Source organism: Lacrimispora sphenoides (assembly GCF_900105215.1).
GTDB lineage: Bacteria > Bacillota > Clostridia > Lachnospirales > Lachnospiraceae > Lacrimispora > Lacrimispora sphenoides_A.
This window is the reverse complement of the sequence record NZ_FOIP01000002.1, coordinates 1,003,098-1,019,653: the sequence shown is the minus strand read 5'-3', so window position 1 is coordinate 1,019,653 and position 16,556 is coordinate 1,003,098. Positions and strand designations below refer to the sequence as shown.

Sequence of the window (16,556 nt, the reverse complement as noted above, 5' to 3'; positions counted from 1 at the left end):
ATCTGTTCCCATAGAAAATAGTATAGTTATATAGAAAGAGGATGTCACTCCATCACTTTATTTTAGTGATTTTGCAACACCCTCCAAATTTTTAATTAGATGGTGATTCCTACCAAATTTCTCAGCTATTCGATGTTTGATCCGACATCTGCATTAGCGTTAATCCTCATGAGATTAGATAAAATAACACAAACTAAAAAATAGAAAGACTTTTTAATAGTCTTCATATAAACCTTTCTTACTAAAATTTATCAATGTTTTTTTACAAAACAAATTCCATATTATTTTGGTTCGATCAAATATTAGAAATAAAATAACGATTATCACAATACAAGTGATTGTTCTGTAGGAAGTAAGTGTTGATCTGGTAATGACACCAACAACATAAAAAAAATACACAAAAATTATTAACAATATTTCATAGATCTTAATTTTCTTTATATCATAATAATCTTTTTCTTTATCACTTAAAATCCTAAAACTCTTGAAGTGAGCTTTTTTATCTTCTAGTATTCGTCTAATAATCATAAAAAAAAGAAATCCAAATGCTAATATATTCATAAAATCCATAAATATCAAATTAGCTTCCCCATTTCAGAAAATTGTTAGGTATTCTTTAATATTCTTCACCTTATCTCAGTGCTTCAACTTTACCGGGATAAAAACCTCCATCTGTCCCCATCCCTGTGCGTCCATAACAGCTTTTGGCGTGATAATATGCCCCATGGAATAGTGATTGGGACGAATATCCAATTTTAAAAAGTCAGAAGCTTTAATATAGTCGTATACTTCCTTTTGCAATCTGTCATGGGTTTCTCCGTCGCCGTCCCGATAAGCAAATGTAATGTACAGACCTCCCTCAAACTCAACGGTTTCAAAGCCGCCGGTTTCTCCGCTTTCCGTCAATGCCCAAAGCCACACCATTCCCCCGTTTTCTTCATCATAATAAAGAAAATCCCTCTGCATAAAGCTTTCCTCTGGTTTCGGTATGACACCTGAAAAGAAATTGTCAAAGCTTCTCAAAATTCCTTCATCGGCAAAATCGCCGACTTTGTCTACCCCTGATGTTACCGCCTGAAAGGGCGGTAATGAAATAATTATGAAATTCATATAAGTAATTTTACGTGCTTTTTTCTACAGTCGTCCGTTTTCTTAAAAGAACCAGCCGTTTTAAAGCACGCGTAATAAATCAGCCATTCTTCTCTGCTTTAAATCGTTCAATCACGGCCACAACCTGGTCCATACAATCGGCAGAGTCCCGCAGTTTATGAGCAATCCTTTTACGCATGGATTTCATCCTGTAACGCATCCAGCGTGACGTTAAAGCCACCGCCTATTGCTTCTAAATCTGTGCCATTATCATTATTCCAGTAGCGTCCTGTTTGCGCATAAAGTGCAATCACGTCATTGATAAAAGTCATATCAGGATTCAGCTCAAGTGCCTTTTCCAAAAAGCCCTTACAGCCGCCGCTGTTTGTAGCAAGACAGCAAACATACACGGTATGCATATCCCAGTTATTAAATTCACCGGTTTTTACCCGCTCAAAATAGCCGCCGTCAATTTGGTCTGCCCATATGCGAAACGCCTTTACTCCAAAGCAGTAATGAATGTTTTCATAACCGAGCATCCGCGGCAGGGATAAAATCCGCTCCCGGTAAATTTCCCCTAAAACCCTGTTTTCCTGCCTTTCACCGATAAACAGCCAGCCGTGGCAGTGCCCCGTTTCGTTCTGATAGTCGTCCGTCAATAAATCAGCAGCTGAAATCCGATCCGGCTCTTTTCCGCCTCCACACATATACAACATTCCTTCTGGGAGATTTAGTTGACTTACAATCTCAACTAACTTCAAGCCTTTTAAGTACATGGCCTTTGCCTGTTTTATTCTTTCATCTGGTGCTCTTGCCAAGCCTCACCACCTCACTTGTGTTGTTTTATTGTATTAAAAAAGAGACGGAGTCGACCGCCTCTTAAATTATATATTAATTATAATCTTTTCTAATAAACACCTTCACTTTGCTAGCATTAATGGTTTCATCAGATAGTCCTGACTGTCTTAAGCAATCATAAAATACATCTCTTCCTTTTGTATCAGCTAAAAAGATTGTATTATTAGTGGCAATTATACATGATTGATTTAATTCGCTGCATGAAGTAGTCGATGATACAATTCCGCTTACAGCATAAATTGTATCATTGACACACCGCACAATATTATCCATATCATTTTCAGCTACATTCGGATAACTAAAACCAATAACTATATTATATTCTACAGTCCTGGTACTAATGCAGGAATACTCAACCTCATTACACTCCTCAAAATAACAGGATCTCCTATTGCATTTAGTTATATATGGCTCTACGGTTTTAATTTCATATATCTTGGTTTCAAAGTATGGCATGTTACTCCCTTTATATAACCTTTTAATATAACATATACAATTACATCAAAAAAGTACAGTACGTTCTACAAAGAAAACACCCATCGAACGACAAATTTCGACAGGCGATTCCTTAGGAGGTGTATTATGATGAAGCTGAGAGCCAAGGCAAAGGAATTCTAAGTCTTACGACCTACTCCCATTCGGGAACCCAGCCTTTTAATCGGTTCCCCCGGAATTGGATCGGGATCTACAGCCAGGGGGTTTGCTGTTGCTCTGCCGTTGAGCTATGAACCGATATGCCGGTTGTCCGGCATGCCCTTATTGTTTAAAGTCTATTAATGGATAACTTTTAGACTTGACACTAAATAGTGATTGATTGGATTTGCTGTACAGTTTTTCCATTTTAATTATATCACATGACCCCCGTGACAAACGTGACACTTTCACTTGACACGCATAAATCTAGAGAATTTTTGCTTGCAGGCTTCTTCTGTATACCCTTCTCCCATGGCGGCAGCTACATCTTTCCAGATCATTCCGTCGATGCAGCTAAACAAGAGGATATTTCTAAGTTCACTTTCTTCCAGGCTATATATGTATGTCTCTACATCGATTACTCTTTTTTCTAGATCAACCACATGCAGTTCCTTTTTGGCTCTCCGTTCTCTCAATTCTGTTCTTTTTTTATTTATGTCCTGGTAATCACCATTGCCTCGTATTATACATATCCCCAGGGGCTTCTTACCTCTTTTCCCTTTAGTAACAACGTCCGTTACTTCTCTTTCCGTGGGAATCATGCTGTCAATCTCTCTCTGCAGTTTGTCGATCCGGATCTCTTCTGCTTCAATCTCTTTTTTTATGGAGAGATATTGCTTTAGAACATTCTTATCCAGCTCCATGCACTTTCCTCCCGCTTGCCAATAACTCAAATCTTGCTGCATTCCATTTCAATTTGAAAAGGTCTTGTTCTTTATCCTCTGGTATGAAAAGATATTTACTCTGGTATCTGGTCTGCTGATCTGCATAAACAGATACCTTATTCCTTGATACCCCTAATAGCTTTTCCGCAGCCTCTGCAGTGTAACTCCCTATCCTTTCATTATCAGCGTATACGCTTATATTTTCTTTGCTCCCATGCTATCCCTCCTGTCCTATAATAGCTTCAATTTCCTTTTCAATGTTATCCAAAGCCTTCCACGCACTCTGCTCTGCCGCTTTTTTCTTCTGGTCATGTGTCATTACCATGGTGTCACTGTGATTTTGCTTATGTATTGCAATCACTATCCTGATCTGGCTTATCTGGTTCTCGGCCCGTTCTGCTTCTGCAGCACGCATTCTGAAATATTCCCGGTCATGTTCCATCTTCATTTCTGCCGCTGTCATGTGCCTTACCTCCTCCGCTTAACATTGACAATACAATTATTGAAATAACCAATCCACCCACTCCTAGTACTGGCATTGCAATACCTGTCACCAGGGCCAACATGGCGGTCATTGTAAAAACATACATAACGAATAACTTAACCATCATTGTTACCGCTTCTTTCATTATCTCTTTCATGAGATATCCTCCTTCATACCATCTTCCCGACGTTGGCAATATGGTTAATCAACAAGCAAATATCAGACAACTTAACAGAAAGCGAATTAAATTTTATAATAGAAGTTATAGAAGTAATGAAAGAACACAAAAAAACAATTAAAAAAACCGCCCCCAATTTTATTGTTAGGGACGGATTACATAGATTACCAATGACAAGTCACTGATATACCTAGCTTGCACCTACAGTATATCAACTATGGCGCTAACTGTCAATTATTGGCATGGCGTTATTTTTGTACCCAAATTTAAGGAGGGCAATACAATGGGACAACAGAAAAAGAGGTAGCAAATGGGAATATTCCTTCGAGGGGGCCTCTGTTGCCGGAAAAAGAAAGACTATATCAAAATCTGGCTTCCGGACAAAGTCCGATGCACTGACCGCGGGAACACAGGCCATGAATGAATATAATAATTCCGGTAAAACTTTTTCACCTGCCGAAATTAGCATATCAGATTATCTCGATTACTGGTTTGATAATTACTGCAAATTAAATCTTAAATATAACACACAACTTGGGTATATACAGTTAATAGAAAATCATTTGAAGCCAACATTCGGAGCTTATAAGTTAAAGTCATTAACATCTGCTGCCGTACAGGAATACGTTAATCAGCTCAGATTGAGAGGTCTTGCACGATCATCCGTTGTTGGCATTTTATCAGTATTATTACCTCTTACGAATATGCGATAGAACCTTTGGGTTATATAAAAGAAAACCCTTGTCAACGTGTCAAAATGCCACGTTTTGAGCGAGGAGCAAAAGAAAGGTATATTATCCAGCCTGATGAATTTAAGCGAATTATCGAACGCTTTCCTGAAGGAAGTCCGTATTATGTTCCTCTCATGATAGGTTACTACACAGGACTTCGGATTAGTGAAGCATTTGGACTCACTTGGAATGATATTGATTTTGATAATAGAACGATTAGCGTAGATAAAGCAATAGTTAAAAGAAATTATGGAGTTGATGCAAGAAAGGTAATTGAGCAAAAGTGGAAAAAGGAAGAAAAATCGGCATGGTACTTTGGAACACCAAAGACCCGTTCTTCAGTCCGTACCATAAAATTTGGTGATAACTTTATACAGTATTGAAAAAGAAAAACCGACTTCTTTATGGTGAATATTATATTGACCACTATTTGAAACCAGAAAAAGATGAAAAGGGCAATCTTATATATAGAATTATTCCAGCGGAGCGTTGTATTGAATGCGCATTGGAAAGAGTTGAAATGATATGTGTTCACGAAAATGGCGATTATGTTAGTACTGACTCCTTTAAATATTGTAGCCGAGTGATACATCATGAATTGAAACTTGCCTTTGATTATCACTCTCTCAGACATACTCACGCTACTGTTTTAATGGAGAATGGAGCTGACCCAAAAGACGTACAGATGGGACTAGGGCACAGTAATATAGCTACTACCTTACAGGTATACACCCATGCTACTGAAAAAATGGCAGACAGAAGCGTAGCTATATTTGAGGAAGCTGTCAACAACTAGAAATTCCGTTGACATATCGTTGACAACTTCCCCATTTTTTGTTCTGTTGGTTCTAAAAATACACGTATTTACAGGGATAATAGGCAAATAGTTTCCACGTTACTCGATGCTGTGATTCGGATGCCGGGAGGGCGTGGTTGAGCCTTGGCGGAGGTTCGCCATTTCTTAAACATTCTTTAGAAAATCTTTTTGTTCAGAAGATTCACAATATAAGGATTCCCCTTGTTATTGCAGCAATATATCCACGATCTGCTCACTGGCAGAACCATCACCATAAGGGTTCGCCACTGCACTCATTTTTTGATACTCTTTCTGATCTGATAAAATCAAATGAGCAGCTTGATAAATATCTTCCTCATTGGTTCCTACCAGTCTCAGGGTTCCGGCGGCAACACCTTCGGGACGCTCAGTCGTATCCCGCATAACAAGGACCGGTTTGCCAAGGCTCGGAGCCTCTTCCTGAATCCCGCCGCTATCGGTTAATATGAAACAAGATGCTGCCATGATATTATGAAATTCCAGAACATTAAGTGGATCGATCAGATGAATTCGATCATGCCCTCCCAGAATCTCATTGGCCGCTTTCTGCACTGCAGGGTTTCTGTGAACCGGATAAATGACCTTTACATTCTCAACCGTATTTACGATCCTGATAACGGCACGGAGCATATTATCCAGCGGAATACCGATATTCTCCCGCCGGTGTGCTGTCAGAAGAATCAGTCGGCTCTCTCCCACCCATTTAAGCTGCTCATGCTGATAGCCATTTTGTACCGTTGTTCTCAAAGCATCAATCGAGGTGTTACCGGTTACATGAACGGTATTCACATCTTTTCCCTCGATAATCAGGTTATCGGCTGCTGCCCTGGTTGGGGCAAAATGCAGAGATGCAATAAGCCCCACGCACTGCCGGTTGAATTCTTCCGGAAACGGAGATTTCATATTATGAGTACGAAGTCCGGCCTCTACATGGCCAACCGGAATCGCCAGATAAAAGCATGCCAGCGCTGCTGCAAACGCTGTCGTAGTATCGCCGTGCACAAGAACTATATCCGGCTTGACTGTTTCCAGAACCGCTTTCATTCCGCCGAGAATCAGCTGCGTAATCTCAAATAAAGTCTGGCCGCTCTGCATCACCGACAAATCATAATCCGGCTCCACCTCAAACACTGCCAATACCTGATCGAGCATCTCCCGGTGCTGCCCTGATACGCAGACAACCGTCTTTACATTCGCTCTCTTTTTTAATTCTTTTACCACGGGACACATTTTAATTGATTCCGGGCGTGTTCCAAACGTAACCATAATTGTTTTCAAATACCTACCTCTTTTTTTCCTGAGGAATCATTTTCAATGAATTCATCACATCGATCCACGCCTTTTTCGTATTTTCAAAGTCCGTAAAATGCTCATTCACAAGTGCCCGATATTGGCGAAACTCTTTTAATATAATCTGAAAATCATTGTTACCGAAATACTGACAAAACTTTGGCAACACCGCTTTCAGGGCTTCCTCAATGCTTTCCATCTTCTTTAAATATTCCTTCGGCTGAGTGATATACAGCAGCAGCGGCTTATAGCGAATCCAGCCGATTGCCGCCTGCAAAAACCTCTTTGATGCAAAGGGAGTTTCCGTATCTATCGCCTTTAGGTGTTCCGGCAGTATACCGCTGAGCAATTGCCCATATGCAGAATAAGCATCATGAAAGGTATAGCACCCTACCTTAAGAACCCGGCAATCGCTGATGCAGGTACTTAAAAATGTATCTTCCCCTCTGGCACCAGGCGGATTATAGAACGGAAATATCTTATCGGTTTCCTTTAGGCAGATTGCCAGGTTTGCTCCGGAAATAAACTTCATACCATCTACCGCTTCCACCCATTCGGTCTGAGTATGCTCCATGATCTCCGCACTGGCATAAGTAACACCTCCGGCTTCCATCTTCTCTTTGACTGACTCCCAATTAATAATATCGTTACTGATAGCTCCAATAAAAGTGTGAAACTCATCTTCAGACAGCGTTTCATTAAACCGGAACTGAGGAATTGGCGATATATAGCCACAGTGATGTCCATGAGTCATATCAGCCTTCTGAATCCCTTTGATATGAGCAGACAAAATCTCCTGTCCTTTCCAGGCGATGCCCTGCTCCAGTCGGATATTGGCAATCGGATATTCGTCATCATCAAGAAATATAATGGAATCCATCTTATTCTTAACCGCAAAATACAAGACTGCATTCCGTAACATTGCATAACCTTCGCCAAAGATCAGCTTTGCTTCCCTGGCTGTAATTACTTTGTCTTTCACAAGAGCGTCCGCTTCTGTAGAAATAGCGGACGGCCCCAGATAGTGAGCCGAATCAACAGCACCCAGAAGCTCCTCGTCCGTAATCTGATAATCACTCACCTGGGTTCCCTTATAGTTCAGATCATAAGCAACAAAAAGATGAAGGGCATACTGTTCGCAATCCAGCTCATCATTTTCTGAAAAGCTCTGAATATAGGCTTTGGCAACTTTTTTAAAATTTTTCCGGCCGGTTACAAAGCCAATCCCAACATTGATTTTCTTATTGTTTTTTCTCATCAACCATCCATTCTGCCAAATCAGGACTAGCATCCAGAATCGAATCATACTGCTCCCTGATCCCGAAAACAGCATCCGGGTCCAGCTGCTGATACCGATTCTTCTTCCTAATTCGGTCAGCTTCCCTGGCCCAGCCGAAATGCTGAATCCGATATGAAGTTTTATAACTTAATTCCTCTCCATCATAAGCAGGGAACCGTCCACAGTGCTGAGCCTTCGTATTCCACTTATAAACCGTCTCCGGCTGATATCGGAGCAAAAAAGAATGATGTCTTTTATGAGCATTCCAAAATTCATCATCCCGGTATTGTGTTTCATTCCACATATCATACAATGGGAAACTGAACGCATTGGCTGACGCATTGTCATTGATGAGTTTATCAATATCTTTCCAGAATGCCTCTTCCATTATCTCATCCGCATCCAGATTTAATATCCATTCCGGATTGGTTTTTATTGTTTCTTCCCATTGCAGCTTTCTAAGACTTGCTTCATCAGCAAACATAGATTGCTGGTTGGTAATCAGATGCACTACAACCTCCGGCATCGCTTCCCGACAGATTTTTGCCGTATTATCCGTACTTGCATCATTAATAATAACAGCCTCATCAATACAGTTTTGGAGACTGGTAAGCATTTTCTTTAAATAACGTTCTTCTTCATTTCTGACAATCATAGACAGTGTGATTTTGTGGTTGCTCCGCTTCGGATGCCGGATCTGGGGAATGCCGTTTTTACATTGCCGTACATAATCAGCCGCTCCCGGCAAATCCCGTTCCCGATAGATATGATAAGCAGGATATGTTGTATCTACATAAAGAGACAGGCCCAGAACTTCAGCCCGAATACAGAAAAAACGATCCTCGCCATGAATGGTCAGATTCATAATCGGCGAAAAATCAACTCCTTTTAGCAGAGCTGCCCGGCTAAGCAAGGTACAGGCTCCCAGCCCCCCAACCTTATATACTCCTGGTATTTTAAGTTGGTCGAGAAAGGCATCTCTTCTCTTTTGCATTTCTTTTTCATCCAATTCCTCCCCTAACTGCCGGGGAACCAAATCATATTCATCAAATAACCATACATTAGGTTCCAGTGGTGTATTGTAATGCCACCTGCTCCAAAATATTTCTGAGACAATATCCGTTTTAACTGATTTTAAATGTTCAATCAAATCCGGATGCAGAATCAAATCAGAATCAACAAAAAACAGATAATCGTAGTTATGCCGGATTGCATGCTGAATCATCTTATTCTTATACTTTGCCACCCGAAACATCAGTGCATCACTCCAATAGTGGGATCCTTCATCACACATATAAGTGCTTCCCTTATCACCCAAAAGAATCGTTACCGCCGACTTTTCCGGTTTGAATAACTCCAGCAACCGGCTTGACTGTGGATCCGTATTATCATCGGTAAATATATAATCAATCATGATGGATTCTCTTTTCAACTGCTGTAGGGAACCTAGAAATGTACTCAATATCTCCGGCTTTTGAAAGACCGGACTACCAATTAAAACTGTTTGTTTCTTCAGTTAATTCACTTCCCTTCTCCTAGCCTGTGATTATCTCCCCCGGTTCTGTTTCATCTGTCGTTTGCTTGGGACCTGTTCTACAGCTGGCTCTGGTTTTAATGAAGCCGGGTTAAGATTAACATCAGTTACCACACGTTTTTTCTTTTTTTGTTTCTTAGGATTCTTATCTCCCATAATTTATACCTTCCTTTCTTTAAATTAATACAAAAAAGCCACCTACCATAATGGGAAGTGACTTGGTTACCTATTTAATCAAGTTGTCTGCAATTGATAGCTGCTGACTGCTTAAGTATAGCACAGTTTGGGAGATCGTGTCAAATGCTGCTTACCTTTAATCAAAAAAACGATGGTTCCGTCCATCTTGTGGCTTTAACCCCTGCTTTCCTTCTAAACCACAATACGTCATCCGCCTGTGACCATATTAATCATTTTGCTTTCCAGATAAGCTCCCAACCTTCCACTTTTTCAATATCCAACGCGGATTATCCAACTGCCAAAGATTGTCGTTGATATAACCTGCAGCAGACAGCGCATTATCAAAGCTCTCTTCCTGTATAACATCGTCCCGAACGATTTTCATTTTCCTATTTACAAGCTTTTGTTCTATAAAATGATAAACCTCATTTGTCAATTCATAAGACAAACTATTCGTAACCACGAACTCACCGTCAATAAACTGATAAATATCCCACTCTTGTCTGCCTGCTCCCGAGCCTCCGGTTGAGTAAATATATTTTTTCTCTGGGTCAAGCGCGGGATTGCAAATGCCGGCAAACGATTCAGATTTGACAAATGACGACGTTTCCGGGTTCCATAGCCAGCAATCATACCACGTATTGGAATGTGCACCGCCAAAAGTATTCAAGATAATCACATCTTTATATCCGTCAAAATTTACATCTGCAACATGCAAACCCATTGTGTCCATCATTTCAGTATAAACGTAGTTTCCGACCACTACATCATCAATAGTCTGTGAAAAGTCTGCCGAGAGGATGGAACGACCGTTTTCATCGTAGACCTTCAGACCCATAACATAGCCTGGCATCCAATCGCCCGTCTGCGTTATCCCTGTGGCCACAAAACGGTATTCCGGCATATCTTTACGCAGACGAGCGTTGATTTCATAGGTCACATCCTTGTACACATTGCTTGTTAAATCCATTAAAAGCTGTTTGTCTTTGCCATCTATGTTCATAGAATAGATATTTGCGCCGGTTATTGTATAATAAATCCGGCTATCTCCAACGACGAGCCAGTCCGCGCTATCGTCGGACAGGAGTTTCCTATCGCTGCCGTCTGAATTTATGCTGTAGATTTTCCCCTCATTTCCATTTTGGTAATAAATTCGGCCATCAACCACATTTATACTTAACGTATAGTCGTCGTTCAGCTTATGCCTATCACTGCCGTCGGTTCTGATAGCATAAAGTTTGGAACCGTCATTCTCATTGTTATAATAAATCCAGCCGTCTGCCACACTCAAAAGATATGGGCTGTCATCGGTCAACTTTATTCTATCGGTTCCATCGGTTTTTACGCTGTAGATACCCTTGATACCGCTAAGTTCACCGGAATAATAAATCCGGTCACCGACCACATTCATATACAAGGGAATGTCACCATTCAATTTTTTCCTGTCACTGCCGTCGATGTTCATACTGTAAAGTGTAAAGCCGTCATCAGTATTGCTATAATATATCCTGTCGCCGATGATATTAATATTCCCAGAATCATCGTCATTCAGCTTTTTCCGCCCGCTGCCGTCGGTATTCATGACGTAGATATTCATCCCGTCATTCCCATTTTGGTAATAAATCCGGTCGCCGGATGCACAGAACCACGGCGTCCAATCATTGTTAAGTTTTCGGTTATCACTGCCGTTGACATTCATACTGTAAAGTGTTCCATTATCATAGCTGTTAGTATAATAAATCTTTTCGCCTTGAATCACACAGTTCCCACAGTTATTTACAACCTTTGATGTGATTACCGGGGTGCCAGACAGTGCATTTTCCGATTCTGACGTTGTAGAGAGCGCGGAAGGTTTGGCATCGCTTGCTTCGATTTCCGGAATACTAGTTACTACTTCCGCAAGTTTCTTACTTTGAGTCCCGCAACTGCTGAAACTCAGAATAGATAATAAAACGATAAAAATAGCCACACTTTTTTTCATACCTGCTCCTTTTTAGTAGGAAAGACCATCATGTTAACTATTTTATAACCATAACAAGCAATTATTTTCTTGCTTATGAATTTCCCATTATATAAATAATATTTTGATTTATGTTATTCACTTATTGCTCCTTTCCACAAATTGGTGCCTGTGACTTACCGTTTAAGTGAAGATAGTGGGATTCGAATCCATGACCTCTTGAATGCCATTCAAGCGCTCTCCCAGCTGAGCTATACCTTTCATTTCCTGCCTATCTATATTAATAATTTAGAAAGGTTTTACCTTCAATTATCTTATGTCATCCGTGGAAGCAGCGAAAAAACGGGGCCAAAAATCGCATTTTTTAGTCCTGGTATTTTATGCTAAAAATCACAACATCTTGTGGTCTAACCCTGGTTTTTGTCCTCATTACCACAATACGTCATCATTATCACCGTCTCAACGTTCGCCGTCGAAGGAAACATATCCACACAACAAACCTTCTCCACCCGATACCCTCTCTCTTGAAGAACAACCAAATCCCTAGCCAAGCTAGTCGGCTTACAAGAAACATAAACCATCCGATCCACGCCAAAATCAACAATCTTCCCCAACGCCTTAGGATGAATCCCATCTCTCGGCGGATCCAAAATAATCAAATCCGGCTTATCTTTTAACTCGTCAATGATCTTAAGTACATCCCCGTCAATAAATTCATAATTATCAAGACCATTCAGTTTTGCATTCTCTCTTGCCGCTTCCACCGCCTCTTTAACGATTTCCACGCCAACCACCTTTTTGGCAACCGGAGCAATGATCTGAGCTATCGTACCTGTTCCGCTATATAAATCAAAGACCACCCTATCCTTAGTCTCTCCCACATATCCTCTGACCGTCTCATACAAAACTTCCGCCCCAAGGGAATTGGTCTGGAAAAAAGAAAACGGGGAAATTTTGAACTTCAGCCCTAAAAGCTCCTCATAAAAATAATCCTGTCCATATAAAATATCAGTCCTGTCACTCTTAACCACATCTGCTAGACTATCATTTAAAATATGGAGAATACCCACAATCTTCCCATTTAAAGAAAGCCCCAGCAACAGATCCGTAAGAGGCTTCAAATCTACCTCTTCCTGCGTTGTAGTAACCAGGGCCACTAAAATCTCACCGGTCTTAACAGCCCGGCGCACCAAAAGATGACGCAGATATCCCGTATGCTGCATCTTCTTATAAAAACCGGTCCCTAATTGTTCGAAATACTCCTTTACTGCCTTCAGGATGTCACAAAAATCAGGATTGACAATCTTACATTCCGTAGTAGTCACCACGTCATAAAAACTTCCCCTCTTATGCATTCCCAAAGCAAGAGGGCCATCCTTATATTCATCCCCAAAGGAAAATTCCATCTTATTCCGGTATTCCGCTTCTACAGGGCTTGGCAGAATCCCTTCAAATTCATAATCCTCGCAGACTCCGTCAATAAGGGCCTTAACCTGCTGCTCTTTGATCTTAAGCTGCTCCGCATAGGGAATTGTCTGATAAACGCAGCCCCCGCAGCTTCCGAAATGAGGACATGGATTCTCTGCCGATTCCAGGCTTGAATGCTCCAATACCTCAAGAATCCGCCCCTCACAGCGCCCTCCTCTTTTTTTGTTTATCATAACCCGGACCTTCTGGCCGGGAAGTGCATGCTTTACCGTAATTTTCCCCTCCGGAAGTTCAATGATTCCCTTGTCAGGAAAATCAAATCTTCCTATCGTACCTTCGTATATCTCACCCTTTTTCACTATGCGTACTCCTCTTCTATCTTTATCTCTGCAGGCAAACCGCCAGGCGCAAATATTTACATTTCTGCATCTGGCAAATGCTGCAGGCCATATGACTTTTTCTAATTCCAATCGAGCAAAAAAGCGTGTCTCACTATCTGAGGCACGCTCTCTCTTTATAATGCCGATCCTACTCTTCAGAACCTTCGCCCGGTTTATCATCTTCAAAGAAATCATCGTCGAAATCATCATCAAAATCGTCTTCGAAATCTTCTAAATAGTCCGGTGTGAAGAAACGGTATACGGTATAGGCAATTCCTGCCACCGCCGCCACTGCACCTATGATAGCCAGTATCCAGAGGATACAGTTTTTCTTCTTTTCTTCCTGTTCCCTTCTATGAAGCAATTCATTTACTCTGCTTGAGTTCATAAGATCTTCCAGCTTACTCATGGCTTCTTTACTCATTGCATCAAATCTGTTCATAACTCCACGTCCTTTCTGAGAGCCTTGCTATTTTATGCCCATTTTTCAGGGCAGAACCCACCACACTTTATTGGGTGTAAAGGGATGCCTGTAAGGCATTTCCTTCATATCTTCCGGCTAAGTTTTAGTCTCTCTGCCTGTCGCAGTTATTATACCATTATATTGATTCTTTTACTATCATTTTTGCTTTTTTTTAATAAATTATGTATTTTTAGATCAAACTCGTACAAGTTTCAGCTTGGCAAAGGAAGCAAACATTTTTTTGATGCCTGCCTGATCAAACTGGACTGTGACTTCAAAATCCCTTCCGCCGTCCTTGATTTCCAAAACCTCGCCTTCCCCAAACTTCACATGGCTGACCCGGTCCCCTTCTTTATAATTTAAAGAAGCTGATTTTTCTACGGTAAATGCTTTGCCAAAGCCAGGGGTTGATACGGGCGTTGCGGTTTTTGATGCATATGAGTTGTTTCCAGGTCCAAAACTGCTGACACCCGCGGTCCGGCCGGATGATTTCGTTTTTCCCCATGGGAGACCGCTGTCATCGTAATCCGTACGAGAGGCAGACAATCTTGGCTCCAGCTTATTTGAATCCAAAAGCACATCAGGAATTTCATCTATGAATCGACTGACCTTGGAATATCTGGTTTCTCCATTGACCATACGCTGCCTCGCCGCCGTCATCATCAGGAAATTCTGAGCTCTGGTGATTCCAACGTAGCAAAGCCGGCGTTCTTCTTCCACATCTTCCTTATCATCTGAGGAAATGGACATCATGCTTGGGAACAGCCCGTCCTCCATGCCGCTTAAATACACTCTTGGAAACTCAAGTCCCTTGGCGCTGTGAAGAGTCATAAGTGTTACTCTGTTTTCCGAGTCATCCATCCGGTCCACATCAGCTACCAGGGCTACCTCTTCCAGAAACTCACTTAAGTTGGGATGCTCATGCTCCCCTTCAAAGCTGACCGCCTTATTGATCAACTCTTCTATATTTTCCAGACGTGTCTGGTACTCGATTTCACCTTCAGCCTCTAATTCCTTCTGATAGCCGGTTTCATCAAGGACATCTTCGATCAGTTCATGGATCGAATACGTCTCTTCTTCAAGCCTTCCCCGGAAATCCTCGATCTGTACTGTAAATTTAAGAACCTTCTCCGCCGTTTTACCAAGTCCCGGCACAGCCTTTGCACGGCAAAAAGCATCATAAATGGAAAATTCATGTTCAGAAGCAAAAGCCTGCACTTTTCCCAGACTGGTCGCTCCAATTCCCCTCTTGGGCACATTGATGATTCTTAAAGAGGCTAAGTCATCCTGTGCGTTGGCAATGGTCTTTAAATAGGACAGGATATCCTTAATCTCTTTTCTCTGATAGAAATTCACGCCTCCTACCATACGGTACGGAACATTATGCTGAAGGCATTTTTCTTCAATCAGACGGGACTGGGCATTGGTCCTGTAAAGGACAGCGCAGTCCTGGTAGTCAGAAGAGCTGTTTAAAATATCACGGACAATGGCATCTGCCTCTTCCGAAGCGTTATCAAACTGCTTAAACTGTACCAGTGGACCTTCCTCATTGGCAGTCCATAGGGTTTTATCCTTCCGCCCCCGGTTATGGTGGATCACCTCATTGGCTGCATTTAAAATGCTCTTACTGGACCGGTAGTTCTGTTCCAGCTTAATCACTTTTGCTCCCGGATAAGCCTTTTCAAAGTTTAGGATATTTTCAATGTTAGCGCCGCGGAATTTATAGATGGACTGGTCGTCATCTCCAACAACACAGAGATTCCTGTATTTTCCTGCCAGCAGGCTTATGAGCTTAAACTGGGCCGTATTAGTGTCCTGATACTCATCCACCATAATGTATTTAAAACGTTCCTGATAATAATCCAGGATTTCCGGATTATTCTGGAACAGCTGCACGGTTTTCATGATTAAATCATCAAAGTCCAGGGCATTGTTCTTTTTTAGCTGGCTCTGATATTCTTTATAAATCTGCGCCACTTTTTTCTGCCTGAAATCACCGCCGGCATTCAGTTCAAATTCCTGGGCCGTTACAAGCTCGTTCTTTGACGTGGAAATAAATCCAAGCATCGCCCGGTCCTTATAGATCTTGGGATCCATATCAAGGCCCTTTAGTACATGGCGCATCAGAGTTTTCTGGTCATCGGAATCATATATGGTGAAATTCGTCGTATAACCAAGGCTTTCAATGTGCCGTCTGAGAATGCGCACACAGGATGAATGAAAGGTGGATACCCAGATGCTGTCCGCACCAAAGCCCACCAGACGGTCTACACGCTCCCGCATCTCACCTGCCGCTTTATTGGTAAAAGTGATGGCCAGGATATTCCATGGATTGATGCTTTTCTCTTCTATTAAATAGGCAATGCGGTGTGTAAGAACCCTGGTCTTACCGGACCCGGCTCCTGCCAGCACAAGAAGCGGTCCGTCCGTATGGAGTACCGCTTCCTTTTGCATTGGATTCAATGTATCATAAATGCTCATAAATTGTACCGTACTTTCCTTTCCTCTTTCA

Annotated in this window: 17 protein-coding genes and 1 tRNA gene; 3 read left to right on the top strand and 15 right to left on the bottom strand. The window is 41.5% G+C overall.

What is annotated here, in order from left to right:
• Window positions 1-636: 636 nt before the first annotated feature.
• The 6 genes from BMW45_RS21475 to BMW45_RS21450 all read right to left on the bottom strand — a co-directional run bounded on the left by BMW45_RS21475 (window position 637) and on the right by BMW45_RS21450 (window position 3,946).
• On the bottom strand, window positions 637-1,110 hold the full coding sequence (locus BMW45_RS21475) for a GyrI-like domain-containing protein (protein ID WP_092248778.1): 474 nt from the start codon (window positions 1,108-1,110) through the stop codon (window positions 637-639).
• A gap of 170 nt (window positions 1,111-1,280) precedes the next feature.
• Complete coding sequence (locus BMW45_RS28605; protein ID WP_092248775.1) at window positions 1,281-1,907, bottom strand: hypothetical protein; 627 nt, start codon at window positions 1,905-1,907, stop codon at window positions 1,281-1,283.
• A 73-nt stretch (window positions 1,908-1,980) separates the two neighbouring features.
• Window positions 1,981-2,403 carry a hypothetical protein gene (locus BMW45_RS21465; protein WP_092248772.1) on the bottom strand — a complete coding sequence of 141 codons (423 nt, stop codon included), beginning with the start codon at window positions 2,401-2,403 and terminating at the stop codon, window positions 1,981-1,983.
• A 425-nt stretch (window positions 2,404-2,828) separates the two neighbouring features.
• The gene (locus BMW45_RS21460; protein ID WP_092248769.1) at window positions 2,829-3,284 is read right to left on the bottom strand and encodes a hypothetical protein; all 456 of its coding nucleotides are present in this window, start codon (window positions 3,282-3,284) and stop codon (window positions 2,829-2,831) included.
• A 238-nt stretch (window positions 3,285-3,522) separates the two neighbouring features.
• Window positions 3,523-3,768, bottom strand: coding sequence for a hypothetical protein (locus tag BMW45_RS21455; protein WP_092248766.1), 246 nt, complete (start codon window positions 3,766-3,768; stop codon window positions 3,523-3,525).
• Entirely contained in the window at window positions 3,737-3,946 is a 210-nt protein-coding gene (locus BMW45_RS21450) for a hypothetical protein (RefSeq protein WP_092248763.1), read from the bottom strand. Before BMW45_RS21450 ends, BMW45_RS21455 begins: the two co-directional genes overlap by 32 nt.
• Window positions 3,947-4,221: 275 nt before the next feature.
• Between BMW45_RS21450 and BMW45_RS28600 the strand changes: the two genes are divergently transcribed.
• From BMW45_RS28600 to BMW45_RS28590, 3 genes are read left to right on the top strand one after another with little or no spacing between them, the layout of a single operon-like run.
• Entirely contained in the window at window positions 4,222-4,680 is a 459-nt protein-coding gene (locus tag BMW45_RS28600; RefSeq protein WP_242883201.1) for a tyrosine-type recombinase/integrase, read from the top strand.
• Between the two features lie 5 nt (window positions 4,681-4,685).
• On the top strand, window positions 4,686-5,081 hold the full coding sequence (locus BMW45_RS28595; RefSeq protein ID WP_242883199.1) for a site-specific integrase: 396 nt from the start codon (window positions 4,686-4,688) through the stop codon (window positions 5,079-5,081).
• A complete protein-coding gene (locus BMW45_RS28590) occupies window positions 5,078-5,494 on the top strand; it encodes a tyrosine-type recombinase/integrase (protein ID WP_242883197.1) in 417 nt (138 codons plus the stop codon). The genes BMW45_RS28595 and BMW45_RS28590 overlap by 4 nt, the downstream gene beginning before the upstream one ends.
• Before the next feature lie 225 nt (window positions 5,495-5,719).
• On the opposite strand, the gene wecB is transcribed toward BMW45_RS28590, so the two are convergent.
• The 9 genes from wecB to pcrA all read right to left on the bottom strand — a co-directional run bounded on the left by wecB (window position 5,720) and on the right by pcrA (window position 16,525).
• Complete coding sequence (gene wecB / locus BMW45_RS21440; RefSeq protein WP_092248760.1) at window positions 5,720-6,811, bottom strand: non-hydrolyzing UDP-N-acetylglucosamine 2-epimerase; 1,092 nt, start codon at window positions 6,809-6,811, stop codon at window positions 5,720-5,722.
• 4 nt (window positions 6,812-6,815) lie between these two features.
• Window positions 6,816-8,081, bottom strand: a complete 1,266-nt coding sequence (locus BMW45_RS21435) for a hypothetical protein (protein WP_092248757.1) — start codon at window positions 8,079-8,081, stop codon at window positions 6,816-6,818.
• A complete protein-coding gene (locus tag BMW45_RS21430) occupies window positions 8,065-9,516 on the bottom strand; it encodes a glycosyltransferase (protein ID WP_242883195.1) in 1,452 nt (483 codons plus the stop codon). The genes BMW45_RS21435 and BMW45_RS21430 overlap by 17 nt, the downstream gene beginning before the upstream one ends.
• Window positions 9,517-9,648: 132 nt before the next feature.
• Window positions 9,649-9,792 carry a hypothetical protein gene (locus BMW45_RS28060; protein WP_166433435.1) on the bottom strand — a complete coding sequence of 48 codons (144 nt, stop codon included), beginning with the start codon at window positions 9,790-9,792 and terminating at the stop codon, window positions 9,649-9,651.
• 247 nt (window positions 9,793-10,039) lie between these two features.
• On the bottom strand, window positions 10,040-11,794 hold the full coding sequence (locus tag BMW45_RS21425) for a DUF5050 domain-containing protein (RefSeq protein WP_092248751.1): 1,755 nt from the start codon (window positions 11,792-11,794) through the stop codon (window positions 10,040-10,042).
• A 167-nt stretch (window positions 11,795-11,961) separates the two neighbouring features.
• Window positions 11,962-12,035: transfer RNA gene (locus BMW45_RS21420), tRNA-Ala, on the bottom strand.
• Window positions 12,036-12,180: 145 nt separating this feature from the next.
• Window positions 12,181-13,560 (bottom strand): 23S rRNA (uracil(1939)-C(5))-methyltransferase RlmD, encoded by a 1,380-nt coding sequence (gene rlmD, locus BMW45_RS21415; RefSeq protein WP_092248748.1) that lies wholly within the window; start codon window positions 13,558-13,560, stop codon window positions 12,181-12,183.
• A 169-nt stretch (window positions 13,561-13,729) separates the two neighbouring features.
• Window positions 13,730-14,023: a hypothetical protein gene (locus BMW45_RS21410; protein WP_025232686.1), complete on the bottom strand. Its 294-nt coding sequence runs from the start codon at window positions 14,021-14,023 to the stop codon at window positions 13,730-13,732.
• Window positions 14,024-14,239: 216 nt separating this feature from the next.
• Entirely contained in the window at window positions 14,240-16,525 is a 2,286-nt protein-coding gene (gene pcrA / locus BMW45_RS21405; protein WP_092251154.1) for a DNA helicase PcrA, read from the bottom strand.
• Window positions 16,526-16,556 lie beyond the last annotated feature (31 nt).